24 protein-coding genes are annotated in these 26,579 nt (G+C 65.4%); 18 read left to right on the top strand and 6 right to left on the bottom strand.

What is annotated here, in order from left to right:
* Positions 1-108 precede the first annotated feature (108 nt).
* The 5 genes from IFT60_RS04595 (at position 109) to IFT60_RS04575 (ending at position 10,263) form a co-directional block, all read left to right on the top strand.
* Positions 109-2,346, top strand: coding sequence for a TonB-dependent receptor (locus IFT60_RS04595; RefSeq protein ID WP_192049945.1), 2,238 nt, complete (start codon positions 109-111; stop codon positions 2,344-2,346).
* Positions 2,347-2,355: 9 nt separating this feature from the next.
* Entirely contained in the window at positions 2,356-3,756 is a 1,401-nt protein-coding gene (locus IFT60_RS04590) for an oxygenase MpaB family protein (RefSeq protein ID WP_192049943.1), read from the top strand.
* Entirely contained in the window at positions 3,750-6,773 is a 3,024-nt protein-coding gene (locus tag IFT60_RS04585) for a hybrid sensor histidine kinase/response regulator family protein (RefSeq protein WP_192049941.1), read from the top strand. The genes IFT60_RS04590 and IFT60_RS04585 overlap by 7 nt, the downstream gene beginning before the upstream one ends.
* Positions 6,770-7,693: a diguanylate cyclase gene (locus IFT60_RS04580; protein ID WP_192049939.1), complete on the top strand. Its 924-nt coding sequence runs from the start codon at positions 6,770-6,772 to the stop codon at positions 7,691-7,693. Before IFT60_RS04585 ends, IFT60_RS04580 begins: the two co-directional genes overlap by 4 nt.
* 170 nt (positions 7,694-7,863) lie before the next feature.
* On the top strand, positions 7,864-10,263 hold the full coding sequence (locus tag IFT60_RS04575) for a catalase (protein WP_192049937.1): 2,400 nt from the start codon (positions 7,864-7,866) through the stop codon (positions 10,261-10,263).
* 54 nt (positions 10,264-10,317) lie between these two features.
* On the opposite strand, the gene trmL is transcribed toward IFT60_RS04575, so the two are convergent.
* On the bottom strand, positions 10,318-10,788 hold the full coding sequence (gene trmL / locus IFT60_RS04570; RefSeq protein ID WP_192049935.1) for a tRNA (uridine(34)/cytosine(34)/5-carboxymethylaminomethyluridine(34)-2'-O)-methyltransferase TrmL: 471 nt from the start codon (positions 10,786-10,788) through the stop codon (positions 10,318-10,320).
* A 13-nt stretch (positions 10,789-10,801) separates the two neighbouring features.
* Positions 10,802-11,560 (bottom strand): ComF family protein, encoded by a 759-nt coding sequence (locus tag IFT60_RS04565; protein WP_192049933.1) that lies wholly within the window; start codon positions 11,558-11,560, stop codon positions 10,802-10,804.
* Positions 11,561-11,649: 89 nt separating this feature from the next.
* Between IFT60_RS04565 and IFT60_RS04560 the strand changes: the two genes are divergently transcribed.
* The 7 genes from IFT60_RS04560 to IFT60_RS04535 all read left to right on the top strand — a co-directional run bounded on the left by IFT60_RS04560 (position 11,650) and on the right by IFT60_RS04535 (position 17,723).
* The gene (locus tag IFT60_RS04560) at positions 11,650-12,537 is read left to right on the top strand and encodes a methyltransferase domain-containing protein (RefSeq protein WP_192049931.1); all 888 of its coding nucleotides are present in this window, start codon (positions 11,650-11,652) and stop codon (positions 12,535-12,537) included.
* Positions 12,538-13,128: 591 nt separating this feature from the next.
* Entirely contained in the window at positions 13,129-14,316 is a 1,188-nt protein-coding gene (gene coxB / locus IFT60_RS04555; RefSeq protein WP_192049929.1) for a cytochrome c oxidase subunit II, read from the top strand.
* 26 nt (positions 14,317-14,342) lie between these two features.
* Positions 14,343-15,947: a cytochrome c oxidase subunit I gene (gene ctaD / locus IFT60_RS04550; protein WP_192049927.1), complete on the top strand. Its 1,605-nt coding sequence runs from the start codon at positions 14,343-14,345 to the stop codon at positions 15,945-15,947.
* Positions 15,947-16,054: a cytochrome oxidase small assembly protein gene (locus tag IFT60_RS27165; RefSeq protein ID WP_497164816.1), complete on the top strand. Its 108-nt coding sequence runs from the start codon at positions 15,947-15,949 to the stop codon at positions 16,052-16,054. Before ctaD ends, IFT60_RS27165 begins: the two co-directional genes overlap by 1 nt.
* Positions 16,055-16,609, top strand: a complete 555-nt coding sequence (locus tag IFT60_RS04545; protein ID WP_192049925.1) for a cytochrome c oxidase assembly protein — start codon at positions 16,055-16,057, stop codon at positions 16,607-16,609.
* Positions 16,609-16,818, top strand: a complete 210-nt coding sequence (locus tag IFT60_RS04540) for a DUF2970 domain-containing protein (protein ID WP_192049923.1) — start codon at positions 16,609-16,611, stop codon at positions 16,816-16,818. The genes IFT60_RS04545 and IFT60_RS04540 overlap by 1 nt, the downstream gene beginning before the upstream one ends.
* Positions 16,819-16,865: 47 nt before the next feature.
* Positions 16,866-17,723, top strand: a complete 858-nt coding sequence (locus tag IFT60_RS04535; RefSeq protein WP_192049921.1) for a cytochrome c oxidase subunit 3 — start codon at positions 16,866-16,868, stop codon at positions 17,721-17,723.
* A 54-nt stretch (positions 17,724-17,777) separates the two neighbouring features.
* On the opposite strand, the gene IFT60_RS04530 is transcribed toward IFT60_RS04535, so the two are convergent.
* Positions 17,778-17,978 carry a twin transmembrane helix small protein gene (locus IFT60_RS04530; RefSeq protein WP_192049919.1) on the bottom strand — a complete coding sequence of 67 codons (201 nt, stop codon included), beginning with the start codon at positions 17,976-17,978 and terminating at the stop codon, positions 17,778-17,780.
* A gap of 37 nt (positions 17,979-18,015) precedes the next feature.
* Between IFT60_RS04530 and IFT60_RS04525 the strand changes: the two genes are divergently transcribed.
* Genes IFT60_RS04525 through IFT60_RS04500 form a run of 6 tightly spaced genes read left to right on the top strand, consistent with a single transcriptional unit; the run spans position 18,016 to position 23,122 of the window.
* Positions 18,016-18,771, top strand: a complete 756-nt coding sequence (locus IFT60_RS04525; RefSeq protein ID WP_192049917.1) for an SURF1 family protein — start codon at positions 18,016-18,018, stop codon at positions 18,769-18,771.
* Positions 18,749-19,360 (top strand): SCO family protein, encoded by a 612-nt coding sequence (locus tag IFT60_RS04520; RefSeq protein WP_192049915.1) that lies wholly within the window; start codon positions 18,749-18,751, stop codon positions 19,358-19,360. The genes IFT60_RS04525 and IFT60_RS04520 overlap by 23 nt, the downstream gene beginning before the upstream one ends.
* Before the next feature lie 2 nt (positions 19,361-19,362).
* The gene (locus IFT60_RS04515) at positions 19,363-20,511 is read left to right on the top strand and encodes a COX15/CtaA family protein (protein WP_192050011.1); all 1,149 of its coding nucleotides are present in this window, start codon (positions 19,363-19,365) and stop codon (positions 20,509-20,511) included.
* The gene (cyoE, locus tag IFT60_RS04510) at positions 20,508-21,398 is read left to right on the top strand and encodes a heme o synthase (protein ID WP_192049913.1); all 891 of its coding nucleotides are present in this window, start codon (positions 20,508-20,510) and stop codon (positions 21,396-21,398) included. The genes IFT60_RS04515 and cyoE overlap by 4 nt, the downstream gene beginning before the upstream one ends.
* A gap of 9 nt (positions 21,399-21,407) precedes the next feature.
* The gene (locus tag IFT60_RS04505; protein ID WP_192049911.1) at positions 21,408-21,995 is read left to right on the top strand and encodes an SCO family protein; all 588 of its coding nucleotides are present in this window, start codon (positions 21,408-21,410) and stop codon (positions 21,993-21,995) included.
* Between the two features lie 50 nt (positions 21,996-22,045).
* On the top strand, positions 22,046-23,122 hold the full coding sequence (locus IFT60_RS04500; RefSeq protein WP_192049909.1) for an AI-2E family transporter: 1,077 nt from the start codon (positions 22,046-22,048) through the stop codon (positions 23,120-23,122).
* A gap of 153 nt (positions 23,123-23,275) precedes the next feature.
* Here IFT60_RS04500 and IFT60_RS04495 read toward each other — a convergent pair whose 3' ends face one another.
* The 3 genes from IFT60_RS04495 to nhaR all read right to left on the bottom strand — a co-directional run bounded on the left by IFT60_RS04495 (position 23,276) and on the right by nhaR (position 26,480).
* Complete coding sequence (locus IFT60_RS04495) at positions 23,276-24,079, bottom strand: alpha/beta fold hydrolase (protein WP_192049907.1); 804 nt, start codon at positions 24,077-24,079, stop codon at positions 23,276-23,278.
* Positions 24,080-24,168: 89 nt separating this feature from the next.
* Positions 24,169-25,515: a hemolysin family protein gene (locus IFT60_RS04490; protein WP_192049905.1), complete on the bottom strand. Its 1,347-nt coding sequence runs from the start codon at positions 25,513-25,515 to the stop codon at positions 24,169-24,171.
* Positions 25,516-25,571: 56 nt separating this feature from the next.
* The gene (nhaR, locus tag IFT60_RS04485; RefSeq protein ID WP_192049903.1) at positions 25,572-26,480 is read right to left on the bottom strand and encodes a transcriptional activator NhaR; all 909 of its coding nucleotides are present in this window, start codon (positions 26,478-26,480) and stop codon (positions 25,572-25,574) included.
* Between the last annotated feature and the right edge of the window lie 99 nt (positions 26,481-26,579).

The raw sequence follows: 26,579 nt of genomic DNA, 5'->3' as shown, positions 1-26,579 counted from the left end.
GACTCCTATAGTTCAGGCCTATTCAAGATGTGTCTGTATTTACCAAGCACACAAAGGGCTGAAGCCGCGTCGCGCGCGGTTTTGTCTAATTGAAAACTAGGGGAAAGCATGTCCAACCGCCAGGTTCGGTCGAACCGCACGTCGTTGGCGGTTGCCATCGCAAGTATCGTCTGGAGCACCGTTGCGGCCGCGCAAGAAACGTCTGCAGAAATCCAGGAAGTGCTCGTCACCGCCCAACGCACCAGCAGCGTGGAATCGAAAACGCCGGTTGCCATGTCGGTCCTTGGCGGCAGGGCGCTGGACGAAGCCGGGATCGAGCGTCCATCCGACATCGGCACGCGCATCCCGGGCGTGGCCATCGTCGGCGCCGCCGACGGCCTGAAAATCACGATCCGCGGCGTCTCGAACGCCGACGCCACCGAGAAGGGCGAGCCGTCGGCCGCCTTCATGCTCGATGGCGTCTACATCGCACGTCCGCATGCCCAGAACGGCGACTTCCTCGACGTCGAGCGCGTGGAAGTGCTGCGCGGTCCGCAAGGCACCCTGTACGGCCGCAATACCACGGCCGGCGTCGTCAACGTGATCTCGCATGCGCCGACAGGGCGCTTAGAAGGCGCCGCCGCCGCCGAGATCGGCAACCACGGCCACCGCAAGGTCGAGGCCATGCTCAACGTGCCGGTAGGCGATGGCATCGCACTGCGCGCTGCCCTCTCGGAAAACCGCCGCGACAGCCTGCTACGGAACGGCCAGGGCACGCCGCACACGCTCGGCCAGGACCGCGACGCCAGCGCCGGCCGCCTGTCGGCCAGATTCGCGCTTGGGCAGTCGGCCTCGCTGCTGCTGCGCCTCGACCGCACGGTCCAGCGCGACAACAACGACGTCATCGTCCCCGACACCAATTTTTACAGCGGCATCGAAAACGGCGCCCCGATGCCCTACGATGCCGGTACCTCTGCGCGCCTGACCAATGGGTTCGTTCCACCCAACAGCGTGCCCGAGCAGGGCCACAGCCGCCGCGCCAGCACGGGTCTCGGCGCCGAACTGGCCTGGAATCTCGGTCCGGCCACGCTGCACTACCTGGGATCGCGGCGCCGCTTCGACCACGATTTCCTGGTCAATTATTATTACCGCATCATGCCCGGCTTCGCGCTCGGCGTGCGCCAGGACTTCGACGCCCGCTACGACCAGGATTCGCACGAACTGCGCCTGGCCACAAATGGCAAGGGGCCGTTCTCGGCGCAGGGCGGCGTGTACTGGTTCCGCGAAGAGATGGACCAACTGGCCAGCTTCCGTGACCTCGAACCCATCGGCCTGCCGCCGTACTACGTGTTCCCATCGAACCCCGTGGTCTCGACCAGCCGCGCGCTGTTTGGCCAGCTGACCTGGCACGCCACCGGGCGCCTGCGCCTGACAGCAGGTGCGCGCCGCACCGAAGACCACAAATCGCGCTACGGCTCGACCAACCTGCAGCAGGCGCCGCAGTTCAATCCGGCGACCGATATCGCGATGCCGAACGCCGCTGAACTGGAAACCGGCAAGACCAACTGGCGCCTCGGCGTCGACGTCGACCTGGCGCCGGCGACCCTGCTGTATGCCAGCATCTCGACCGGCTACAAGTCGGGCGGCTTCAACGATGGCTGCGTGGGCGGCACGCGCGCGCTCGGCGTCGATTGTCCTGCAGCGATCGGCGTACCCGCGTCGACCCTGGTCTATCAACCGGAGACGCTGACGGCGTACGAACTCGGCCTGAAAACCCGTTTCTGGGCCAACCGCGCCAGCCTGAACGTCAATCTCTACCGCTATGCCTACGACAACCTGCAATTATCGGGCGTGGCGATGGTGCAGGGCGTGCCGCGCTTCGTCACAAGCAATGCCGGCGAGGCCAGCGTCAAGGGCCTGGAAGTCGAAGGCGTGCTGAAACCGGTCGCGAACGGACGCCTGAGTTATACGCTGGCCCTGACCGACGCCCACTACCTGGCCTACAGCCCGGACGGCGTGCATTCCTGGGCCGGTTATAAACTCGACCGCGCGCCGCGCGCCGTGTTCACGCTCGGCTACGAGCACGCCTTCCAGCTGCGCGACGGTGTGTTGAAAGCGGCCGCGTTCACCCGTACCGGCAGCGACTGGAGCATCGGCGTGCCGAGCCAGCTGCTGCGCTACCGCGTCCCGGGCCGCACCGAGACCGATCTCAGCCTGGGCTATGCGCCGTTCGGCTCGCCCTGGAGCGTGCTGCTGCGCCTGAAAAACCTCGAAGACAAGGTCGAGCCGGTGACGATCGACAGTTTCGGCATGACCGTGCCGAGCGCACCGCGCGCGGTGGCGCTGCGGCTTGACTACCGCTTTTAAGAGACCAGCATGAGCGCAGACCTGATCGAGCCTTCCGCCGCCGACCCGCGCCAGCGCGCCGACCCGCTGGCCGACAGGGCGGTGGCACGTATCCTCGGCGCCTGGGACGACGGTACGCCCGCGCTCTCGCGCTGGGACGCGCTCGCCGCCACCCAGCGCGCACTCGGCGGCTGGGACAGCAACGGCGCGCTCGCCGCCTGGCAGGCCGATGCCGCCACGCCGGCGCCGATCGCGCAGGCGCTGCACGACTACCTGCGCCAGGCGGGCCAATTGCCGCAGTGGTTCGAGCCGGGCAAGATCGGCTGCGCCGAAGCGGTGTTCGCACGGATCGGCATGCTCGCGCCGGCGCTGCTGGCCTGCGCCAGCCTGCTCGAGGCCGACGTCGCGGTCGAGCCGCTGGCGCAGCCCCTGGGCAAGCGGGTGCGCGCGGCGGCAGGTCTGCAGTGCGCCGTGCTGCTGGGCGGCGGCCTGCTCGATCCGAGCGGCGCCGGCGTGACGCAGGTGTTGAAACTGCGCCTGGCGCACGCCATCGCGCGTCACCTGGTCGTGCGCGGCGATCCGGCCGAGGCGCTGGCCCACGGCGCCGCGATTCCCGCGCTGCGGCCCGAGGGTGCCGACCGCTGGCGCACCCTGTTCGCGCGCGGCTGGGACCTGCGCGCCAACGGACTGCCGCGCAACCAGGAAGAATTGGCGTATGCGCTGCTGACCCATCACTACGTGTTCCTGCGCAGCCTGCGCCGCCTGGGACAAGGCCTGGACCGCCAGGAAGAGGGCGCCTGGCTGCATGCCTGGAACGTGGTGGGCCACCTGCTCGGCATCGAAGAACACCTGCTGCCGGCGACGATGAAGGAAGCGGAGGCGCTGTTCGCGCGCCTGCAGCAAAACGCCGCTGCGCTGGCCGGCGCGCGCTATGCGGCGCCTGGCGTCGTCCGCTATGGAACCCTGGCCGATCCGCGTCCGGCGCTGGCTGCCGAATTGATGGATGCGCTGCAGGACGACATCGGTTCGCGCATCCGCAAACCCTGGCCGCTGCTGCTGGCGCGCCGCCTGTGCGGTCCCGCCACGATGCAGACCCTGGGCCTGGACGGGCGGGCAGGGCGCACCTCGCGCATCCTGTTCGCGCTCGCCATGGGCGCGGCGCGCGCCATCGATACGCCGGCGCGGCTGCTGGCGCCCGGCCTTTCGCTGCGGCGCCTGGGCGCGCGCATCCTCGGCTACCGCCTGGCGCGGCGCTACCTGATTGATCCGGCGCGGCCTCTGGACCTGCCCGAGGCCTTGCTGCGCCAGGTCGACGCCGCCGTGCGCGACTGGGATACCGACCCGGCGGCGCCGCGCTGGATGAACGCCATCGAACGCCGCTTCCGGCCGCAGCGCGCCCTGCGCGCCGGCCACGAGGCGGCGCCATGCTGAGGGCGGCCGTTGCCTTCCTGTTTCTGTTATTGGTCCTCGTGCCACGCGCCTTTGCGGCGCCGGCGCCGCTGGTGCTCGATGGGCGCAGCGGCAGCATCGACGCCTGGCCCGCGCTGACGATGCTGGCCGACCCCGGCGGCACACTCGGCATCGATGCCGTGCTGGCGGCGCCGCAGCGCTTTGCCGCACCAACCTCCAGCCACGCGACGCTCGGCGTGCAGGACGAACCGGTCTGGCTGCGCATTCCCGTCACCGTCCCCGCCCATGCCACGGCCACCTGGATCCTCGGGATCGACTATGCAGTATTGAACAAGGTCGAGCTATTCGTTGTCGCGAACGGCCAGGTACGCCAGCACGCGCTGACGGGCAACCTGCAGCCGGCGGCGCAAGTTGGGCAGGCTGGGCGGCGGGTACGCACGCCGGCCATGCTGCTCGACCTGGCGCCGGGGCAGCGCTACGATCTCTATCTGCGCATCGACAACATCGGCGCCATGGTGCTGCCGATCCGCCTCGCCCAGCCCGCCGTCTACCACGCCGATGCCGCCGACGAGCAGATGCTGCAAGGCTTGCTGCTTGGCCTGGCCCTGTGCCTGCTGCTCTACAGCCTGGCCCAGGCCGCGAGCCTGCGCGAGCCGCTGTTCGCCAAGTACGCATTGATGATCCTCGGGACCACGCTGTTTTCGGCCGAGTTCTTCGGCCTCGGCAGCCAGTACCTGTGGGGCGCGAACGCCTGGATGAACATCCACGCCGGCGGCCTGTTCGCGCTGATGGGTTCATGTGGCGCCTACCTGTTCGTCGAGCAGGCGCTGGCGCGGCCCGGCATGGACCGCACCTTCAGCCGCCTGATGAAAACCGGCGCCGCGCTGTGCGCGCTCGCGGCGCTCGCCTTCGGTGCCGGCCTGATCGACGTCGGCCAGCTGGTGGCGGTGGTGAGCACGCTCGGCATCATGCCGATGCTGCTCGGCCTGCCGGGCGCCTGGCGCCGTGCGCGCGCGGGCGACGGGGTCGGCGTCTACCTGCTGCTGGGCTGGGCGCTCAGCTTCGCCGGCTCGCTGGTGCTGAGCCAGATGATCGGCGGCCAGGTCGATGCCAATTTCTGGACCATGCACGCGCTACAGTTCACCAACGCGCTCGACATGGTGATCTTCATGCGCGTGCTCGGCCTGCGCACGGGCGAAATCCGCGCGGCCATGCTGCGCGCGCAGGAGGCCACGCGCCTGAAGACGGACTTCCTTGCCCACATGAGCCACGAGATCCGCACGCCGATGAACGCCATCATCGGCATGAGCCGCCTGGCCCTGATGGCCGAGCCGGCGCCGCAACTGCGCAACTACCTCGGCAAGATCCTGGGGGCGGGCGAACACCTGCTCGGCATCATCAACGACATTCTCGACGTGTCGAAGATCGAGGCCGGCCAGCTGAAGCTCGAACAGGTGGAGTTCGACCTGAACGACCTGTTCGACGGCCTGGCCAACCTCACCGCAGTCAAACGCGATGCGCGCCGCGTGGCGCTCGTGTTCCGCGTCGGCCCCGGCGTGCCGGCGCGCCTGGTGGGCGATCCGCTGCGCCTGGGCCAGGTGCTGATCAACCTGGCCGGCAATGCCGTCAAGTTCACCGAGCGCGGCGAGATCGCCGTGGCGGTCGACGTCGCCGGCCGCGGCGCCGACGGCGTCACCCTGCGCTTCTGCGTCAGCGACACCGGCATCGGCATGGACGCGGCCCAGCTGGCGCGCCTGTTCCAGTCGTTCAGCCAGGGCGACGCTTCGATCACGCGCAAGTACGGCGGCACCGGCCTGGGCCTGTCGATCTCGAAGCAGCTGGTCGAACTGATGGGCGGCACGATCGCCGTCACCAGCACGCCTGGCGTGGGCAGCAGCTTCAGCTTTACCGTGGAGTTGGGGCAGGGCGACGGTGGCGCGGAACTGGCCGCGCCGGGGGCGGCGGCGGAACGTGTGGGACTGGCCACGCGCGACCTGGCGCGCCTGCGCGGCGCGCGCATCCTGCTGGTCGAGGACAACGCCAACAACCGGGAGGTCGCGCTCGACTTCCTGGCCGCGGCCCGGGTCGAGGTCGACGTCGCCGCCCACGGCGGCGAAGCGCTCGAGATGGTGCAGGAGGGCGGCTATGACCTGGTGCTGATGGACATCCAGATGCGCGAAGTCGATGGCCTTACCGCGACGCGCCGCATCCGCGCCATCGCGGGTTTGCAGGCGCTGCCGATCGTCGCCATGACCGCGCATGCAATGGCGGGCGACCGCGAACGCAGCCTGGCGGCCGGCATGAACGACCACATTGCCAAGCCGATCGATCCGGATGTGCTGTTCCGGACCCTGCTGGCGTGGATCGACCCGGCGCGCCTGGCCGGCCGTGTGGGAGCGGACCTGCCGGCGGCGGCGCCTGCCGGCGCCGATGCGGTCCTGCTGCCGCCGCTGGCGGGCGTGGACTGGGAGGCTGCGCTGGCGCGCGTGAATCACGAGCAGGCGCGCCTGGTAAAACTGGTGCGCGGTTTCGAGCGCGAGTACCGCACGGCGCCGCGCCAGCTGGCCGAGGCGCTGGCGGCGGGCGACCATGCGCCGCTCGAGCGCCTGGCGCACAACCTCAAATCGAGCGCGGCCTATATCGGCGCGCACGCGCTGGCCGCCAGCGCGCGCCAGGTCGAAGCAGCCCTGCGCGCCGGCGAAGCGGCGCAGGCGGCCGCCCTGGCGCCGGCCTTGATTGGGGTGCTGGACACGGTCCTGGCAGGGATCGCGCCGCTGGCCGCGACCGGCGTCGCCGCGGCGCCGTCGTCCGATGCGCTGCCGGCCTTGCTCGCCCGGCTGGCCACGCACCTGGCGGCGGACGACGCCCGTGCGCGCGAGACGCTGGCACAATTGCAGGAATTGCTGCCGGCGCCCGACTACGCCGCGTCGCTGGCTGCAATTGCGCACGCCGTCGACGAGCTCGAATACGAGACCGCCCTGGCGCCGCTGGCGCAGCTGGAACGCCTGCTCGGCCTGAACCTGGAGGAAACCGCATGACGCCCGCCGCACCGCAGAAAGTCCTGGTCGCCGACGACGACCCGATCAACCGCGACGTGCTGTGCGAACTGCTGCAGCCCGAATACACGGTACTGCTGGCCAAGAACGGCGCCCAGGCGCTGGAACGCGCCACCCGCCACGTGCCGGACCTGATCCTGCTCGACGTCATGATGCCGGACATGAGCGGCTTCGACGTCTTGCGGCGCCTGCGCGCGGCGCCCCAGACCGAACACATCTCGGTGATTTTCATTTCGGGCCTGAACCGGCCCGAAGACGAAGCGGCCGGCCTCAAGATGGGCGCGTCCGACTACATCGCCAAGCCGTACAACGCGACGGTGGTGCTGGCGCGCGTGGCGCTGCACCTGCAGCTGGTGCGCCAGCGCCGCCTGCTCGAACACCTGGCGCACGTCGACGGTCTCACCGAACTGGCCAACCGGCGCCGCTTCGACGAGGTCTACGACCTCGAATGGCAGCGCGCGCGCCGCAGCGGCCAGCCGCTGTCGCTGGCCCTGCTCGACATCGACTCCTTCAAGCAATTCAACGATTTGTATGGCCATCCGGCCGGCGACCGTGCGCTGCGTGCCGTCGCGCGCCTGGCCAGCGCCCACATGCGCCGCCCGGCCGACCTGGCCGCGCGCTACGGCGGCGAAGAGCTGGTGCTGTTGATGCCGGAAACCGATGCCGGCCAGGCGGTGCGCATCGCCCAGGCCTTGCGCGAAGAGATCATGCACCTGAACATCGCCCACGCCGGCTCGGCAGTCGCGCCCTGCGTCACCGCCAGCATCGGCGGCGCCACGCTCGAGCCGTCGCGGCACGAGAGCTCGGCGGCGATGTTCGAGGCGGCGGACGTGCAGCTGTACCGGGCGAAACAGAGCGGCAGGAACCGGGTGATGTGGCGGATGGAGGTGGACAACGCATGATAAATGGGTCGCCTCCGCTACTGTCTGGCCTTGAGATGGAGGCTATCGCTCCGATAGTAAATCTTTAATTCTTCCTATTGTGTTGTGTTAGTCACTTAACAGTGACCTGACAGCTGGGTCGATATTGTCTGTTGTTGCAACCCAAACAACCAACAACCAGTGAGGATAGGATGACCGCACCCAAGAATAACTCAGGCGCTACCGACGGCGCAGGTTCCGTGCTGAGCACGGTAGCTGGACCGTCTACCAGCAAATCGCCGTCGACCTTGGGTAGCAGCGAACCGGTTCCGGAACGTCTGCTGGAAAAGACTACGGCCGAAAAACAGCTGGCGGCCGACATGCCGTTCAATCCCAACAAGCCGGACGAATACGGCGATGCGTCGCGCACGCCGCCCGAAGGCGATCATCACCAACCGGCGACCCCGGCCGCGACCGGCAGCACCAGCACCGAAATCATCATGTCGGACAAAGTCGGCAGCGGCCAGCCGCCGCTCGGCCAGAACCCGACCGTCGCCCCGCTCGACCGCGTGCGCGTCGATCCCAGCGACCGTCATCTGACGACCAACCAGGGCGTACCGGTCGCCGATAACCAGCATTCGCTGAAAATCGGCCTGCGTGGTCCGACCGCGATGGAAGATTTCATTCTGCGCGAAAAGATCACCCATTTCGACCACGAGCGCATTCCCGAGCGCGTGGTGCATGCACGCGGTTCGGCCGCGCACGGCTTTTTCGAATCGTATGGCGATTACAGCGACCTGACCCGTGCAATCCCGTTCGCCGCCAAGGGCAAGCGCACCCCGGTGTTCGTGCGCTTTTCAACGGTGGCCGGCGAACGCGGTTCGACCGACACGGCGCGCGATGTGCGCGGTTTCGCAGTCAAGTTCTACACCGAACAAGGCAACTGGGACCTGGTGGGCAATAACATCCCCGTGTTCTTCATCCAGGACGCCATGAAATTCCCGGACCTGGTGCACGCCGCCAAGCCAGAACCGCACCACGCCATGCCGCAGGCGGCCACTGCCCACGACACCTTCTGGGATTTCGCTTCGCTGTCGCCGGAAATCGCCCATATGCTGATGTGGGTGATGTCGGACCGTGCCATCCCGCGCAGCTACCGCACCATGCAAGGCTTCGGTGTACATACCTTCCGCCTGATTAACGCTGCGGGCGAGTCGCGCTTCGTGAAATTCCACTGGACACCATTACAGGGCACGCACTCGCTGGTGTGGGACGAAGCGGTGCGCATTTCCGGAGCAGATCCCGACTTCCACCGCCGCGACCTGTGGGAAGCGATCGAAGCCGGCAACTTCCCGGAATGGGAACTGGGCTTGCAGATCTTTACCGAAGAGCAGGCGGCAAGTTTCCCCTTCGATATCCTGGATGCGACCAAGCTCATTCCAGAAGAAATGGTACCGCTGACCCCGGTCGGCCGCATGGTGCTCGACCGTAATCCAGACAATTTCTTCGCCGAGACTGAGCAGGTCGCTTTCTGTACCGCGCACATCGTGCCGGGGATCGACTTCAGCAACGATCCGCTGCTGCAAGGCCGTAATCATTCCTACCTCGACACGCAGCTGTCGCGCCTGGGCGGCCCGAATTTCCACGAAATCCCGATCAACTCGCCGATCGTGCAAATCCAGAACAACCAGCGCGACGGCATGCACCGCCAGGCCATCAACCGGGGCCGTGTGAACTACGAACCGAATTCGCTCGGCGGCGGCTGTCCGTTCCAGGCCGGCAAGATGGGCTTCACCAGCTTCCCGGAACGCTTCACGACCGAGGACAAGGTGCGCGGCAATCCGGAACTGTTCGCCGAGCACTACGGCCAGGCACGCCTGTTTTACCAGAGCCAGAGCGCTGCCGAGCAAGCCCATATCGCCAATGCATTCCGTTTCGAACTGACCCGGGTCCAGACCCCCGCCGTACGCGAACGCATGCTGGCGCTGCTGGCGAACGTGGACGCCGGCCTGGTGGCGAAAGTGGCCGAAGGTCTCGGCATGGACGTACCGGCGCCGCTGCCGCTGGCGAGCAAGGACCCCATCCCGGCGTATGCACCGTCGCCGGCCTTGTCGCTGCTGAGCCGTCCGGGCCAGACCGGCATCCGTACCCGCCGCGTGGCGATCTTGGTAGCGAATGGTGTCGATGGCGAGCAGGTACGCAAGCTCTACAACAGCCTGTTGAAGGATGGCGCCGTGCCGCGCCTGGTCGGCAACATGCTGGGCAAGGTCAAGACCAGCGCGGGCGATCCGCTCGATATCGAGATCTCGCTGGAAGCGGGGCCGTCGGTGATGTACGACGCGGTGATCGTGCCGGATGGCGAAAAATCGGCTGATCTGCTGGCGCGCAATGCCCACACCATCGACTTCTTGCGCGAGCAGTATCGCCATTGCAAGACGATCCTGGCCCTGGGTGGCGGCGCCGGCCTGTTGGTGAAGGCAATGCTTCCGCCAACGCTGCCGGACGGGTCCGCCGATCCGGCGCTAATGGTCGACGGCAGCCTGGATGCCTTCAAGGAAGCGCTGGCAAGCCACCGTTCGTTCGCGCGCGAAACCGATCCGCCGATGGTGTAATCAGGCTGGCGGCAACAAAAGGAAACGGCCGATCCTCGGCCGTTTATTTGCGGATCACGCCCCGCCCGCGTACCCGTTCTGCCGCCACGCCTCATACACCACGACCGCCACCGTATTCGACAGGTTCAGGCTGCGGTTATCCGGCATCATCGGCAAGCGAATCCGCTGCGCCGCCGGAAAAGTCTCGCGAAACGCGGGCGCCAGCCCACGCGACTCCGGTCCGAACACGAACACGTCACCCGGCTGGAAGGCCGCGTTCGCGAACGGCGCCGAGCCGTGCGTGGTCAGCGCAAACATGCGTGCCGGGTCGGGCTGAGTGTCAGCCATGAAAGCGTCCCAATTCTTGTGCACTTTCATCGTCGCGTAGTCGTGGTAATCAAGGCCGGCGCGGCGCATCTTGGCGTCGTCGAGGGGGAAGCCGAGCGGCTCGATCAGGTGCAGTTGCACGCCGGTGTTGGCGCACAGGCGGATGACGTTGCCGGTGTTCGGCGGGATTTCCGGTTCGACTAGTACGACGTGAAACATTCAAACTCCATAATTAGTGTGGTGGCGTGCGCGCGAATACCAGGTTGGAGACGCGCGCGGCGCCGGCCGCCTTCAAGGTAGCAGCCAGCTCGTTCAAAGTGTGCCCGCTGGTCATGACGTCGTCGACGACGCCGACGTGGCGGCCCTCGACCAGCGCCGCCATCTCCGCCGCCACCTCGAAGGCGCCGCGGATGTTGCCGGCGCGTTCGCGTGGCGCCACGCCCGACTGCGCCGCCGTTTCGAGCGCGCGCATCGCCAGGCGCGGCTGCAGCGGGACGCCGAGCATCGCGGCGAGCGGCCGGGCGATCTCGAGCGCCTGGTTGAAGCCGCGCTCGGCCAGGCGCCGCGGTCCCAGCGGAACCGGACACAGCAGCTCAGGCAGCGGCCAGCCGGGGTGCGCCAGCACGGCATCGCGCATGCGGCCGGCACACCAGGGCGCCAGCGGCAGCCGCGCGCCGAATTTCAGGCCGAGCACCAGGCTGTCGAGCGGCGCCGCGTAGTCGCCGGCGACGATGGTGGCGTCGAAGGCGGGCGGCGCAGCGATGCAGGCGGCGCAGGTTTGTCCGTTCGCTTCAGCGGCGCCAAGCGGATTGGCGCAGCCGGGGCAGCGCGGCCCGCCGGGAGCGGCGTAGCGCAGCGTGCAGGGCGCACATACTGCCCCATCGGCCAACTCGCCGCACAGTGCGCAGGAAGATGGCAGCAGCGCAGGCAGCAGCACGCGCACCAGATCACGTACGCAGGCGCGCGGCCAGCGCAAGGCCAACGGTCTCATCTGCTCTACCTTCCGCAAACATGTACACTCCCGCCATTATCTCATTTGAACGCAACAGAACCATGGCTTCTCCTTCGACCCCATCGAAAATGAGCGCACCGATTGACGCCGAGCGCGTCCGTGCGTTATTCGCGGAACCGCAGCGCGTGGCGTCCGCCGACTTCCTGCGCCGCGAAATCGCCGCGCGCATGCACGAACGGCTGAGCCTGGTAAAAATCGTGCCGCAACGCGTGCTCGACGCCGGCTGCGGCGCCGGGCTTGACCTCGGCACGCTGCAAAAGACCTATCCGGCGGCCCAGATCGTCGGCCTCGACGCGTCCCCAGGCATGCTCGCCAGTGCCAAGGCGCCGGCGCCGGCCATGCGTTCGCTCAACCAGATGCTCAGCCGCCTGATGCCGGCAAAGGCCGGCGTCGACCTTCTGTGCGGCGACTTCGGTTCCCTGCCATTCGGCCCGAACGCAATCGACCTGGTATGGTCGAACCTGGCGCTGCACTGGCATCCCCAGCCCGACCGCGTGTTCGCCGAATGGCGCCGCGTGCTGCGCGTCGACGGCTTGTTGATGTTCTCGAATTTCGGTCCCGACACCTTCAAGGAGCTGCGCACCGCTTTTGCCGCGCTCGACGAAACGCCGCACACGCTGCCCTTCGTGGACATGCACGACTTCGGCGACCAGTTGGTCGAAGCCGGCTTCTCGACGCCGGTGATGGATGCCGAGCGCATCACGGTAACCTACAGCACGGTCGCGGCGCTGCTGGCGGACGTGCGCGCGATCGGCGGCAATCCGCTGGCGACGCGCCGGCGCGGGCTGATCGGACGCGCGGCCTGGGCGCGCATGGTCGATGCGCTCGAAGCACTGCGCGGCGCGGACGGCAAGATCCCGCTGACCTTCGAGGTGATCTACGGCCACGCGTTCCGGCCGGTGCCGAAAACGACGGCGGCGGGGGAGGCGATCATCCAGTTCCGGCCGCGCACGTAGGGTGGACGGTTTCACCTTTACCTATGATGAATACGCGGCGAGGGCGCCGTCCACGCGCGACGTTTGCAGACCAGCGGCCGCGGTGATGCGAAGGTTACGCGTGGACGGCGCACAGGCCGCATGGCAGCAACTATCCGGGTTGAGCCGTCCACCCTACGCCTCACGGTATTTCGATCCGATCGGCAACAACGAGTTAGCACGAACAGCCCCCGCCAGCAAGGCCCATACGGCAACGCTCGATGCCATAACGCACGAAATAAGACGGCCGCGGCAAGGATTTTCCTTGAATAAAAATTACCGATTTGAGTATAATCAATAACTATTTTTCCGCCGCCATGTGGCCGCCAAACGTTGAAAAACAAGGCGCAACGGTGAAGAATTAGAAAAGAAAAGCAGCATCCGCAAGTTTCGCGCCCGTCAGTGTGTTGTTGCAGTTGCTGGTGGACGAGCAATATGGTGTACACCTGTTGCGCGTCCATAAGCCGCGCCGCCGGGAACCAGCTTGCACTTGGTTTCGGAGCGGCGGCGGTTCGTTCATGGAATTGCTGACCGTTTAAAAATATTCTTATTTTGGGTGGTTGGGGACAATACATGACATATGCAAAGCGACTTCACGCCTTGATGCTCGGTCTCGCCGTATCGGCCAGCGTCCCGGCACTGGCGGCCCCGGACATCACGGGGCGGCCGGTGGAACACCAGTTGAACATGCAAACTCCGGTGACTGGGATCGGCGCTGACATCTACAGCTTGCACAACTGGATGATGATCGTGTGCCTGGTCATCTTCGTCGGCGTCTTCGGCGTCATGTTCTACTCGGTGTTCAAGCACCGTAAATCCCTCGGCCACAAACCGGCCACCTTCCACGAATCGACCGCCGTCGAAATCGCCTGGACCATCGTTCCCTTCCTGATCGTCATCGGCATGGCGCTGCCCGCCACCAAGACGGTCGTGGCCCTGAAAGACACCTCGAACGCCGACCTCACCATCAAGGCCACCGGCATGCAGTGGAAATGGGGCTACGATTACCTGAAGGGCGAAGGCGAGGGCATCAGCTTCCTGTCGAACCTGTCGACCCCGCGCAGCCAGATCGGCGAGCCGGGCGTGGCCCCTACCGAAAAGCGCGGCGAAAACTACCTGCTCGAAGTCGACAACGAAATGGTGGTCCCGGTCGGCAAGAAGGTGCGCATGGTCTTCACCGCCAACGACGTGATCCACGCCTGGACGATCCCGGCCTTCGCCATCAAGCAGGATGCGATTCCCGGTTTCGTGCGCGACGGCTGGTTCAAGGCCGACAAGGTCGGCGTCTATCGCGGCAACTGCGTCGAACTGTGCGGCAAGGACCACGCCTTCATGCCGATCGTGGTGCGCGTTGTCTCGGCCGAGGATTACACCGCCTGGGTCGCCGGCGAGAAAAAGAAAATGGCCGCGCTGGCCGACGATCCGACCAAGGTCTGGACCATCGATGAACTGAAAACCAAGGGCGAAGCCGTCTATGCCGCCAACTGCGTGGCCTGCCACCAGGCCAACGGCAAGGGCGTGCCGAACGCCTTTGCGCCGCTCGACGGTTCGCCGGTGGTGAATGGCGCCAAGGCCCACCAGATCGACGTGCTGCTCAACGGCCAGGACACCCCGGCCTACGCCTCGGCCATGCCGGCCTGGAAGCAGCTGTCCGATTCGGACATCGCTGCCGTCATTACCTATACCCGCAATACCTGGTCGAACAAGGCCGCCGAAAACATTGTCCAACCGGCCGAGGTGCTGGCTGCACGCAGCAAGTAACGCCGTAAAGTTCTCAGGATACTGACATGACTACCAGCACACTCGACCACGCGCACGACGACCACCACGGCCATGACCACGCGCACCACGACATGCCCACCGGCGCCCGCCGCTGGCTGTTCGCCACCAACCACAAGGACATCGGCACCCTCTACCTATGGTTCTCGTTCATCATGCTGCTCTCGGGCGGCGTGCTGGCGCTGATGATCCGCACCGAGCTGTTCCAGCCCGGCCTGCAGTTCTTCCGTCCCGAGTTCTTCAACCAGCTGACCACGATGCACGGCCTGGTGATGGTGTTCGGCGCGATCATGCCGGCGTTCGTCGGCTTCGCCAACTGGATGATCCCGCTGCAGGTCGGGGCATCGGACATGGCCTTCGCGCGCATGAACAACTTCTCGTTCTGGCTACTGCCGCCGGCGGCGCTGCTGCTGGCCGGTTCCTTCTTCTCGCCGGGCGGGGCGACGGCCGCCGGCTGGACGTTGTACGCACCGCTGTCGACCCAGATGGGCCCCGGCATGGACATGGCGATTTTCGCGATGCACATCATGGGCGCCTCGTCGATCATGGGCTCGATTAACATCATCGTCACCATCCTCAACATGCGCGCGCCCGGCATGACGCTGATGAAGATGCCGATGTTCTGCTGGACCTGGCTGATCACCGCCTTCCTGCTGATCGCCGTGATGCCGGTGCTCGCAGGCGCGATCACCATGACCCTGACCGACCGCCACTTCGGCACCTCGTTCTTCAACGCCGCCGGCGGTGGCGACCCGGTCATGTACCAGCACATCTTCTGGTTCTTCGGCCACCCCGAGGTCTACATCATGATCTTGCCGGCCTTCGGCATCGTCTCGCAGATCCTGCCGGCCTTTGCGCGCAAACCGCTGTTCGGCTACGCCTCGATGGTGTACGCGACCGCCTCGATCGCCGTGCTGTCGTTCATCGTCTGGGCCCACCACATGTTCACCACCGGGATGCCGGTGACCTCGCAGCTGTTCTTCATGTACGCCACCATGCTGATCGCGGTGCCGACCGGCGTGAAGGTGTTCAACTGGGTCGCCACCATGTGGAAGGGCTCGATGACCTTCGAGACGCCGATGCTGTTCGCGGTCGGCTTCATCTTCGTGTTCACCATGGGCGGCTTCACCGGCCTGATCCTGGCCGTGACCCCGATCGACATCCAGGTGCACGACACGTATTACGTGGTGGCGCACTTCCACTACGTGCTGGTGGCCGGTTCCCTGTTCGCGCTGTTCGCCGGCTTCTATTACTGGGCGCCGAAGTGGACCGGCCACATGTATCCGGAAGGCCGCGGCAAGATGCACTTCTGGCTGTCGCTGATCACCTTCAACGTCACCTTCTTCCCGATGCACTTCCTCGGCCTGGCCGGCATGCCGCGCCGTTACGCCGACTATGCCGTGCAGTTCACCGACTTCAACATGATCGTCTCGGTGGGCGCCTTTGGTTTCGGCCTGTCGCAGGTGTACTTCCTGTTCGCCGTCGTGCTGCCGACCATCAAGGGCGGCCCGAAGGCGGAAGCCAAACCATGGGAAGGCGCGGAAGGCCTGGAGTGGACCGTGCCGAGCCCGGCGCCGTTCCACACCTTCGAAAACCCACCGCTGGTGAAGTGATGAACGCGCAGAAAAAAACCAGCAATGGCAAGATCGCGCTGGTGCTGTGCGTGATCGCGGCGTTCTTCTTCGCCGCGGTGATCGTCAAGCGCATGTGGTTCATGTAAATGAGTTACACGCCCAAAGAGCGCCTGCAACTGAACCGCTCCACCCTCGGCAAGCTGGTGGTGGTGGCGGTGATGATGTTCGGCTTCGGCTACGCGCTGGTGCCGGTCTACCGCCAGATGTGCGAGGTGCTCGGCATTAACGTGCTGACCCAGCAGGACGGCACCGTCGAGCGTCCGGAAAATACCCAGGTCGACAAGACGCGCCTGATCACGGTGGAACTGGACGGCAATGCGCAGGGACCGTGGCGCTTCCGTCCGACCACGCGTTCGATCCAGGTCCATCCGGGCGAACTGGCGACCGTGATGTACGAGGTCGTGAACACGCAGGGACGCGCCGTGAAGGCGCAGGCGATCCCGAGTTATGCGCCGCAGTCGGCGACGCCGCATTTTAAAAAGGTCGAGTGCTTCTGCTTCCGCGAGCAGCTCATGAAACCGAACGAAGCGCGCCAGATGCAGGTGGTATTCTTCATCGATCCGAAGCTGCCCAGGGAAGTGAAGAACATCACGCTGTCGTACACCTTCTTCGAGATTTCCGGCGCGGTGGCGGCGAACTGATGAAACCGGACCAGGCGCCGCGCAAGGCTTCGTTCCTGGCTTCGATGAAGGCCGTGCTCTGGTCCTTCTTCGGCGTGCGCAAGCGGCGCGATTACGAGGACGACGCGGTGAACCTGAACCCGTTCCACGTGATCCTGGCGGCGCTGCTGGGGCTGGCGATGTTTATCGGCGTGCTGTTGTTGTTGGTGAGGATAGCGGTCTCTCAGTAAAACGTATTTCAATTCAACGCATTAGAACAACGATCCAGGAGATGAAGATGAGTGTGTCAAAGACCGCGCCGCATTATTTCGTGCCAGGCCCCTCGATGTGGCCGATGGCCGGCGGCATCTCGATGCTGGTGACCATGCTGGGCGCTTCCGGCTGGGTCAACAGCGCCTCCTGGGGACCGGTCGTCTGCCTGGCCGGCATCGTGGCGATGCTGACCGTGCTGTATTTCTGGTTCGGCGACGCCATCAAGGAATCGGAATCGGGCCAGTACAGCCATCGCATCGATTCGTCCTTCCGCTGGTCGATGAGCTGGTTCATCTTCTCGGAAGTGATGTTCTTCGCCGCCTTCTTCGGCGCGCTGTTCTATGCGCGCGTGATCTCGATGCCCTGGCTGGCCGACCTCGACCACAAGGTGCTGTGGCCCGACTTTGCCGGCCATTGGGGCAACACCGGCCCGGCCGGCGTGGTCGACACCTTCAACACCATGGGCCCATTCCCGATCCCGACGATCAACACCGCCTTGCTGCTGCTGTCGGGCGTGACGCTGACCATCGCCCACCACGCGCTGCGCGCGGGCCACCGCCGCAACACCGCCGTGTTCCTGTTCTTCACGATCCTGCTGGGCGCGATCTTCATGGGCTTCCAGGTGTATGAATACATGCACGCCTACCAGGAACTGAACCTGAAGCTGACCTCGGGCATCTACGGCTCGACCTTCTTCATGCTGACCGGCTTCCACGGCTTCCACGTGACGATGGGCGCGATCATGCTGTCGGTGATCCTGTACCGCGTGCTGCGCGGGCACTTCACGGCGGATCACCACTTCGGTTTCGAAGGCGCGGCCTGGTACTGGCACTTCGTCGACGTCGTGTGGCTCGGCCTCTACGTCGTGGTGTACTGGTTGTAACCGAAAGCGCTGCGGAAATGGCAGGGGACAGCCGCTTGGCTGTCCCTTGTCACATCAGCGGATGCCGGTTGGATGGATCCAGCCCATCTTGTAGGATGCCAGCAGCAGCAGGAACAGCGTGATCGACAGGCCGACGCGCATCGCCAGCGCCTGCACGGTGCGGTTGCTGCGGCCCTTGTCCTTCATCAGGAAGAACAGGGCCGAGCCGAGGCTGCCGATGATCAGGATAAAGGCGATGGCGACGAAAATTTTCATTGTTCTGGCCGGCGGGTTGGAGTAGGGGTTCATTGTAATGCGATTGGCATTCCGGTTTAGGGTAATACCGTTTGTGGCCACGGTGGCGCTGGTGGTGCTGGGGATTTTGTTGGGGAATTGGCAGACGCGGCGCGCGGAGGAGAAGTTGGCGGTGGCGGCGCGGCTTGCCGAGCGTGGTGCGCTCGCGCCGCTGGTGCTGGGAAGCGGTGGTCGTTTGCAGGAACACGAACGCGTGGACGGAGTCCACCCTACATTCGTTGAATATCGGCGGGTGCGGCTGACGGGGGAGTGGGTCAGCGGCTGGCCGCTGTTTCTCGATAACCGGCCGCTGAACGGGCGGGCCGGGTTCGTTCTGGCGATGCCGTTTAAAATAGCGGGTTCGAGCCAGCACGTGCTGGTGCTGCGCGGATGGTTGCCGCGCGATGCGCAGGATTATGCGCGCGTACCGGGCTTCCAAACGCCGCCGGGAACGGTGACGATCGAGGGCGTGGCCACACTCAGCGCCGGGCACCTCATGCAGCTTGGCAGCGCCGGCAAACTGGAGCCGGGCATGCGCGTGCAGAACCTCGACATCGCGGCAGTGGCAAGCGCGAGCGGCCTGGCATTGCAGCCGTTCTTCGTGCAGCAAGCGGGAGCGGGGCAGGAAGAAGGGCTGGTGCGCGAGTGGCCGGCGCCCAGCCTGGGCGTCGACAAGCACCGCGGCTACGCCTTCCAGTGGTACGCATTGGCGGCGATGGCTGCCTTATTTTTCGTCATTACAGGATTTCGAAGTGGAAGAAAACAAGCTGTCTGAAGGAGCACGCAAGGCCCGCCTGCACGGGCGCCTGAAACTGATCGTGCTGCTCTTGGTGTGCGCCGCGCCGATCATCGCCTCGTACGTGACCTATTACATCATCAAGCCGGAAGGGCGCACGAACTACGGCGCCTTCATCGACCAGCAGGCGCATCCGATGCCGAAGCTGACCAGCACCACGCTCGACGGCCGCTCGGAAACGCTGGAAAACTATGCCGGCAAGTGGATCATGGTGAAGGTCGGCGGCGGCGCCTGCAACGAAGCCTGCGCCAAGCAGCTGTTCGCGATGCGCCAGCTGCGCACGATGCAGGGCAAGAACATGGAGCGCGTCGAGCGCGTCTGGCTGATCACCGACAACGAACCGATCGACACCATGCTGATCCGCCAGTACGACGACATGCACATGCTGCGCGTGCCGCGCGCGCAGCTGTCGCACTGGCTGCCGGTCGAGATCGGAACCAAACTCGACGACCACATCTTCCTGATCGACCCGCGCAGCAACCTCATGATGCGCTTCCCGAAAGACCCGGACCCGCGCAAGGTCCATAAAGACCTGGCCAAGCTGCTGAAAGCGTCGGCGATCGGATGAACATGTCTGCATCGACCCTGTTCCAACTCGGCCTGATGGGCCTGTTTGTCGCCAGTATTCCATTGACCATGGTCTGGCTGTCGTCCGACGCCAACAAGTACCGCAAGCTGGTCTGGGTAATGGCCTTCCTCACCTTCGACCTGATCGTGTTCGGCGGCTTTACCCGGCTCACCGATTCGGGCCTGGGCTGCCCCGACTGGCCGGGCTGCTATGGCGCGGCCAATCCCTTCATCGCGCACGAGCAGATCGCCGCGGCCGAAGCGCTGATGCCGACCGGGCCGGTTACGAAAGTCAAAGCCTGGATCGAGATGATCCACCGCTACCTGGCGATGGGCATTGGCGTGCTGATCATGGCGCTGATGTTCCAGTCGATCCGCCAATGGAGGAAGACCCATCAGCAGGCGTTCGCGCCGGCGCTGCCGGTGGCGCTGTTCCTGTTCGTCTGCGTGCAGGGCGCATTCGGCGCCTGGACCGTGACACTGAAACTGCAACCGGCGATCGTCACCATCCACCTGTTGCTGGGTATGGGGCTGCTGGCGATGCTGGTCTGGCTGGGCGGGCGCGAAGACTTCCTGCTGGCGCCGCCGGCGCCGAGCCGCGACCTGAATGGCGTACGCGCCCTGCGCACGCTGGCGCTGGTCGCTGCGCTGGTACTGGTCGTGCAGATCGCGCTCGGCGGGTGGGTAAGCACCAACTACGCGACCATGGCCTGCGACGAATTCCCGCTGTGCGACGGCCGGTTCGTGCCCGAGATGGACTTCGAACACGGCTTTACCTTGTGGCGCGAACTGGGCAAGACGGCGGCCGGCCATTACCTGCAATTCTCGGCGCTGGTGGCGATCCACTGGGTCCACCGCAACTTCGCGCTCGTCGTCACGCTGGTCCTTGGGCTGGCGGCCTGGCGCGCCGCGCGCCAGCCGGCGCTGCGCAGGACGGGTATCCTGATCGCCGCGGTACTGCTGGCACAGCTGTTCACGGGCGTGGCGACGGTCTATTTCGACTTCCCGCTGGCGATTGCCGTGTTGCATAACGCAGGAGCGGCGCTCCTCGTCCTGCTGGTGACCATGTTAAACTACAAGGTCAAGCACCTGCTCGACGTGTCGCAGCGCACCCCCGCGCAAGCCCATGCTCCCGCGAATTCGTATCGATGACCACCCAGACCGCACTCCAACCGACCAGCCGACTCTCCCAATACTGGACGCTGACCAAGCCCCGGGTGACCCAGCTCGCGGTCTTCTGCGCCATCATCGGCATGTTCCTCGCCACGGACGGCTTTCCCGGCTGGCGCGTGCTGATTGCCGGTACGATCGGCATCTGGCTGCTGGCCGGCGCCGCCTTTGCCGTCAACTGCCTGATCGAAGCCGAGATCGACGCGCGCATGGCGCGCACCGCCCGCCGCGCCACCGCGCGCGGCGAGCTGACGCGCAACCAGACGCTGACGTTCTCGGCCATCATCGGCGGCCTCGGCATGCTGGTGCTGTACACGCTGGTCAATCCGCTGACGATGTGGCTGACCTTTGTCACCTTCGTCGGCTACGCGGTCGTCTACACCATCTACCTGAAGCCGGCGACGCCGCAGAACATCGTCATCGGCGGCCTGTCGGGCGCGATGCCGCCGGCGCTGGGCTGGGCGGCGGTGGCCAACGACGTGCCGATGGAAGCCTGGCTGCTGGTATTGATCATTTTCGTCTGGACCCCGCCGCATTTCTGGGCGCTGGCCATGTACCGGCGCGACGACTACGCGCGCTCGGGCCTGCCGATGCTGCCGATCACCCACGGCATGGCCTATACCGGCCAGCAGGTCTGGCTGTATTCGCTGGCGCTGTTCGCCACCACCATGCTGCCGTTCGCGGTGCGCATGAGCGGCCTGATCTACCTGGCGGCGGCGATCGTCCTGAACATCCTGTTCCTGCGCCATGCCTGGCGCGTGCACAAGCACTACAGCGACGGCAATGCGCGCAAGGCGTTCGCCTATTCGATCCTGTACCTGTCGCTGCTGTTCGCGGCGCTGCTGGTCGACCATTATTTCAAGTTTTAAGGGGCCGACATGAAACGACTGATCACCGTGGGCATGCTCGCGCTGGCATTATTGGGCGCGGGCTGCGACAAGCTGTCCTCCAAGCCCGCCGCCTTCCAGAACACCGACCTGACCGGCCTCGATTACGCGAAAGGCTTTTCGCTGACCGACCATACCGGCAAGGCGCGCACCCTGGCCGACTTTCGCGGTAAGCTCGTCGTGCTGTTCTTCGGCTATACCCAGTGCCCGGACGTGTGTCCGACGACGATGGCCGAGATGTCCGCGGTGATGAAGGAACTCGGACCCTCTAGCGACGACGTGCAGGTGCTGTTCGTCACGCTCGACCCGGAACGCGATACCCAGGAAGTGCTGGCGTCCTACGTGCCCGCCTTCGACAAACGCTTCCTCGGCCTGCGCGGCACGCCCGAACAGACGGCGCAAACGGCCAAGGAATTCAAGGTGTTCGTGGCCAAGGTGCCGGGATCGGCGCCGGGCAGCTACACGGTGGATCACACGGCCGGCAGCTATGTGTTCGACAAGGATGGGCGCGTGCGCCTGTTCCTGCGCCATGGGCAGGGTCCGGCGCCAATCGTGCACGACCTGCGCCAACTCATGTGACGATTGCGCCTGCTGTTATGATGATGTAAATACCAATCATCATAGACCGCATGGAACCACGCGCCGGCCGCAACTACACCCGCATCGCCACGGTCGTCCTGCTGACGCTGGGCTGCCTGTTCGTCCTCAAACCCTTCCTGCCGGCGATCCTGTTCGCGGTCGCCGTCGTCATCTCTTCCTGGCCCCTGTACCTGCGCCTGCTCGGCGCCATGCGCGGGCGGCGCACGCTGGCGGCGCTGACGATGACGCTCTCCTTGACCCTGCTGGTGATCATCCCGCTCGCCACCGTCGCCTACAACCTGGCCGACGACGTCGCCTCCACCTTCGGCCAGATGCGCTACGCGCTCGAACATGGCGAACTGCTGCCGCCGGGCTGGATCCGCGACCTGCCTTTCGTCGGCGAGACCTTCGACAGCTACCTGCGCCAGCTGGTCGCCAGCCGCGAGCAGATGCTGTCGCTGGCGCGGCGCATGGTCGAGCCGGCGCGGCATACGCTGATGGCGGGCGGGCTGATGCTCGGCACCGGCGTCGTCCAGATGAGTTTGGCCGCCTTTGTCAGCTTCTTTGTCTACCGCGACGGCCATTCGCTGATCGCCGTCACCTCGAGCATGATGAACAAGGTGATGGGCGAGGGCGCCCAGTCGGTCACCGACATCATCAGCCAGACCACGCGCGGCGTCATGTACGGCCTGCTCGGCACGGCCCTGGCCCAGGCGCTGGTGGCGGCGATCGGTTTCTACATGGCCGGGGTGCCGGCGGTGCCGCTGCTGTCGGTGCTGGTATTCGTCACTTCGCTGGTGCCCTTCGGGCCGCCGCTGATATGGGGCGGGGCGGCGATCTGGCTGTTCGGCCAGGGCAGCACCGGCTGGGGCATCTTCATGGTGATCTGGGGCACGCTCCTGATCAGCGGCGTCGACAACGTCGTGCGCCCGATGCTGATCAGCCGCGGCACCAGTCTGCCGTTCCTGCTGACGCTGCTCGGCGTGCTGGGCGGGGTGATCGCCTTCGGCGTGGTGGGGATGTTCATCGGACCGGTGCTGCTGGCGGTGGGGTATTCGTTGATGAGCGAATGGACCGGGACGCGCGATCCGATCGTCGTGCAGAAAACGGATACGTCGCAAGGATAAGTCGAGACAGTGGCGTAACGTAGGGTGGAGTCCTGACTCCACGCGGGTACACCATCCGAATTAAGGCGAAAGCGTTGTCATCGCGACGGCCGCAGACCGAGTATTGTGTCTCGGTTGCAGAGATGCCGCACCGCGTGGAGTCAGGACTCCACCCTACAGATCCAGGCCGTCGAGAAATTCTTGCATCAGGCGCACGCACTCGGCAGGCGCGCTCATGTGCGGACAATGGCCGACGTTGCGCACTTCGCGCAGCACGCTGCCGGCCAGGTGGCGCTGCAGGTAGCGGCCGACGTCGACGGGGGCGATCAGGTCGTCGCTGCATTGCAGGATCAGGGTCGGCACGGTGGCATGTGCGAGGTCGGCGCGGTGGTCGGCGCGGAAAGTCACGCGGCCGAAATGGCGGGCGATGGCGGGATCGTTGCGGCAGAAGTTGTTCGTCAGTTCGACGCCCAGGTGCGGCCGGTTCGGTGCACCCATGATTACTGGGGCCATGCTGGTCGACCAGCCGAGGTAGTCCGCTTCCATCGCCGCCACCAGTTTGTCGACATCGCCGCTGCTGAAGCCGCCGCGGTAGTCGCCGTCGTCGACATAGCATGGGGAAGGGGCGATCATGACCTGGGCACGGAAGCGTTCCGGTGCCCTGATCCCGGCCAGCAGGCCGATCATGGCGCTCACCGAATGACCCACGTAGACCACCGGGCCGTCGCCAACGTCGTCGACGATGGCGAGCAGGTCGTCGGCATGGGCGTGCAAGGATACGTAGCGCGCGCGGTCATAGGCCGCCAGCTCGGACTTGCCGCTGCCGAGCAGGTCGTAGGCGACCACGCGGTAGCGGTCTTCGAAAGCGGGCGCCATGAAGCGCCACACGGTCTGGTCGCAGCCGAAGCCGTGGGCGAACACCAGAGTGACGGGGCCGTTGCCGGAAACGCTGACGTTGTGACGGGGTCGGATGCGCATGCAGGGCTCGGTGTGAACGAAGAGGTTTCCGAAGAAACATTATACCCACGCAACTGCTGAGCTGGACCGCCGGGGCCAATCGTGCGAACTTAGCCGTGGTCGTCGTCGCCTTCGCCCCGCTCCAGGCGTGGAAACACCTTGACCAGCAGGATACGCGGCCCGTTCGTCTTTTTCACTACCACGTCGAATTTCGGGAATTCGATCCGTTGCCCCTGTTTCGGAATATCTCCCAGCTTCGCCATCAACAGGCCGCCGACCGATTCGACGTCGTCCAGGCCCATCTCTTCGTTGTCGATGTCGATCCCGAGCAGGCGTTCGAGCGAGTAGATCGGCAGCGAGGCCTTGCCGATATAGGTGCCGTCCGACTGCGGCAGCCAGTCGTTTTCGTTCATGCGGAATTCGTCGCGGATCTCGCCTACCATCGCGCCCAGCAAATTGTCGAGTGTGATGAAACCGACCGGGCGCTTGCCCTTCTCGCCGATCAGCGCGAAGTGCGGGGCGCCGGTGCGGAAGCGGCGGAAGATGTCCTGCGCCGGCGTGCGTGCTGAAATCGTCTCGACCGGGCGCAGGAATTGCGTCAGGTCGCTGATGTCCTTGCCGGCCTGCTGGGCGAAGAACAGGTCCTTCAGGTGAATCACGCCCAGCACTTCCTCGCCTTCCTCGTCGAAATACGGGTAGCGCGAAAAGCGGTTGCGGCGCACCGTATCCAGGTTTTCCTCGATCGGCAAGTCTTCGTGCAGCGCGATCACCTCGTTAATCGGACGCATCAGGTCGGACACGGCCATCTCCGAAAACTCGAGCGACTGCGCCAGGATGTGGCGCTCGTCGTGGGTGAACTTTTCCTTGCCGGTGCTGGTGTTGGTGCGCAGGATAAGTTTCAGTTCGTCGGTCGAATAATGGGTGTCGTGGCTGCCGCTGCCGGCCAGGCCAGCGGCGCGCAGCACGCCGTTCGCACTTTTGTTGAGCAGCCAGATCGCCGGGTACATGGCCCAATAAAAGCCGTACAGGGGCAGGGCGGTCCACAGCGCGACCGATTCGGGAATCCGGATCGCCAGCGATTTCGGCGCCAGTTCGCCGACCACGATGTGCAGGAAGGAGATGACGCTGAAGGCGACCACGAAGGAGACGCCGTGGATGATCTCGGGGGAGGTGACGCCGGCCATGGCGAACAGCGGTTCGAGCAGGCTGGCAAAGGCCGGCTCGCCGACCCAGCCCAGGCCCAGTGAGGCCAGGGTGATGCCGAGCTGGCAGGCCGACAGGTATTCGTCGAGCTGGCCGTGGACCTTGGCCAGGATGCGCCCGCGCAAGCCGGTGGTCTTGGCGATGGCGCGCACGCGGGTCTTGCGCAACGTGACGATCCCGAATTCGGCCGCCACGAAGAAGCCGTTCAGGGCAACCAGGAACAGGGCCAGAACGACAAATAAAATATTTTCCATATAAGAAGTGAGTTACTAAAAAGACAGCTGACGGCCATTGTACAAGCTAGCCGGCCTCAAGCCCCGCCCAACTTTCCATGATGCACTGACGCCAGGATCGCCTCGACCGCCGGATGCACGATCTTGCGCTCGTTCGAGATCGCATAAAACTGCTCGCGCACCTCGGGCACGCGGCCCACCAGCACCGCCTGCAACTGCTCGGCCAGGTCGGCCGCCAGCGCCGCCGGCGCGAAGTACAGGCCCAGGCCGCGCCGGCCGAAGGTATTCAACAGCGCGTTGTCCTCGAACTCGCCCACCACGTCCGGATGCACGCCCTGCAATTCGAACCACTCGTCGATCTTGCCCCGCAAGGCATTATTCCGCGTCGGCAGCAGGAAAGGCGCGCCATTCAGCCTCTGCGGGAAGTCCTGGGCATAGGTGGCGGCGAGGTCGGCCGTGCCCACCACCGTCATCTCGCTTTCGAACAGCATGTGGCTGAACACGCGCAGCGTGCTGCCCGAGGGCAGGGCGCGGTCGGTCAGGACGACGTCGAGTTTATGCAAGGCGAGGTCGGCCAGCAGCGCTTCGTACTGGTCTTCCGAACAGACCAGGCGCACCGGCGTGGCCAGGCGCGTGGTCGCTTCCAGCAGGCGGTAGGCGGTCAGCTTCGGCAGCGAATCGGAAATCCCGACCGACAGGCGGGTGCGCAGGGTCGAGGTCTGGTCGAGCGCGTCCTGCATCTGCTCGCCCAGCAGAAAAATCTGGTCGGCATAGGTGAGGGCCAGGCGACCCGCTTCGCTCAGCACCAGGCGCCGTCCCTGCTGGGTGAACAGCGATTTGCCGAGCGCCTGCTCGAGCAGGGTGATCTGGCTGCTGACGGTTTGCACGGCAAGATGGAGTCGTTCCGCCGCGCGGGTAATGCTACCCTCCTTGGCGACGACCCAGAAGTAATACAAATGGCGGAAATTCGTCCCTGCGTTTTTCATCTGTTCCGTTTTCTCGAAGTAATGGTTCGATTATCTTCGCTTTTTCAATGGTCCGCATGGCATTACACTGCGTCCTATCAATTTTTCATTGAGGGGTCA

The sequence above is a fragment of the Massilia sp. CFBP 13721 genome (assembly GCF_014842025.1).
In the GTDB taxonomy this organism is placed as follows: Bacteria; Pseudomonadota; Gammaproteobacteria; order Burkholderiales; family Burkholderiaceae_D; genus Telluria.
Note: the sequence above shows the minus strand (reverse complement) of the source record. Positions and strands in the feature narration are given on the sequence as shown.

Excerpts from the sequence above, each read along its gene's own strand:
- IFT60_RS04595 (WP_192049945.1), top strand. The coding sequence starts at position 109 with ATGTCCAACCGCCAGGTTCGGTCGAACCGCACGTCGTTGGCGGTTGCC.
- IFT60_RS04590 (WP_192049943.1), top strand. The coding sequence starts at position 2,356 with ATGAGCGCAGACCTGATCGAGCCTTCCGCCGCCGACCCGCGCCAGCGC.
- IFT60_RS04585 (WP_192049941.1), top strand. The coding sequence starts at position 3,750 with ATGCTGAGGGCGGCCGTTGCCTTCCTGTTTCTGTTATTGGTCCTCGTG.
- IFT60_RS04580 (WP_192049939.1), top strand. The coding sequence starts at position 6,770 with ATGACGCCCGCCGCACCGCAGAAAGTCCTGGTCGCCGACGACGACCCG.
- IFT60_RS04575 (WP_192049937.1), top strand. The coding sequence starts at position 7,864 with ATGACCGCACCCAAGAATAACTCAGGCGCTACCGACGGCGCAGGTTCC.
- trmL (WP_192049935.1), bottom strand. The coding sequence starts at position 10,788 with ATGTTTCACGTCGTACTAGTCGAACCGGAAATCCCGCCGAACACCGGC.
- IFT60_RS04565 (WP_192049933.1), bottom strand. The coding sequence starts at position 11,560 with ATGAGACCGTTGGCCTTGCGCTGGCCGCGCGCCTGCGTACGTGATCTG.
- IFT60_RS04560 (WP_192049931.1), top strand. The coding sequence starts at position 11,650 with ATGAGCGCACCGATTGACGCCGAGCGCGTCCGTGCGTTATTCGCGGAA.
- coxB (WP_192049929.1), top strand. The coding sequence starts at position 13,129 with ATGACATATGCAAAGCGACTTCACGCCTTGATGCTCGGTCTCGCCGTA.
- ctaD (WP_192049927.1), top strand. The coding sequence starts at position 14,343 with ATGACTACCAGCACACTCGACCACGCGCACGACGACCACCACGGCCAT.
- IFT60_RS27165 (WP_497164816.1), top strand. The coding sequence starts at position 15,947 with ATGAACGCGCAGAAAAAAACCAGCAATGGCAAGATCGCGCTGGTGCTG.
- IFT60_RS04545 (WP_192049925.1), top strand. The coding sequence starts at position 16,055 with ATGAGTTACACGCCCAAAGAGCGCCTGCAACTGAACCGCTCCACCCTC.
- IFT60_RS04540 (WP_192049923.1), top strand. The coding sequence starts at position 16,609 with ATGAAACCGGACCAGGCGCCGCGCAAGGCTTCGTTCCTGGCTTCGATG.
- IFT60_RS04535 (WP_192049921.1), top strand. The coding sequence starts at position 16,866 with ATGAGTGTGTCAAAGACCGCGCCGCATTATTTCGTGCCAGGCCCCTCG.
- IFT60_RS04530 (WP_192049919.1), bottom strand. The coding sequence starts at position 17,978 with ATGAAAATTTTCGTCGCCATCGCCTTTATCCTGATCATCGGCAGCCTC.
- IFT60_RS04525 (WP_192049917.1), top strand. The coding sequence starts at position 18,016 with ATGCGATTGGCATTCCGGTTTAGGGTAATACCGTTTGTGGCCACGGTG.
- IFT60_RS04515 (WP_192050011.1), top strand. The coding sequence starts at position 19,363 with ATGTCTGCATCGACCCTGTTCCAACTCGGCCTGATGGGCCTGTTTGTC.
- cyoE (WP_192049913.1), top strand. The coding sequence starts at position 20,508 with ATGACCACCCAGACCGCACTCCAACCGACCAGCCGACTCTCCCAATAC.
- IFT60_RS04505 (WP_192049911.1), top strand. The coding sequence starts at position 21,408 with ATGAAACGACTGATCACCGTGGGCATGCTCGCGCTGGCATTATTGGGC.
- IFT60_RS04500 (WP_192049909.1), top strand. The coding sequence starts at position 22,046 with ATGGAACCACGCGCCGGCCGCAACTACACCCGCATCGCCACGGTCGTC.
- IFT60_RS04495 (WP_192049907.1), bottom strand. The coding sequence starts at position 24,079 with ATGCGCATCCGACCCCGTCACAACGTCAGCGTTTCCGGCAACGGCCCC.
- IFT60_RS04490 (WP_192049905.1), bottom strand. The coding sequence starts at position 25,515 with ATGGAAAATATTTTATTTGTCGTTCTGGCCCTGTTCCTGGTTGCCCTG.
- nhaR (WP_192049903.1), bottom strand. The coding sequence starts at position 26,480 with ATGAAAAACGCAGGGACGAATTTCCGCCATTTGTATTACTTCTGGGTC.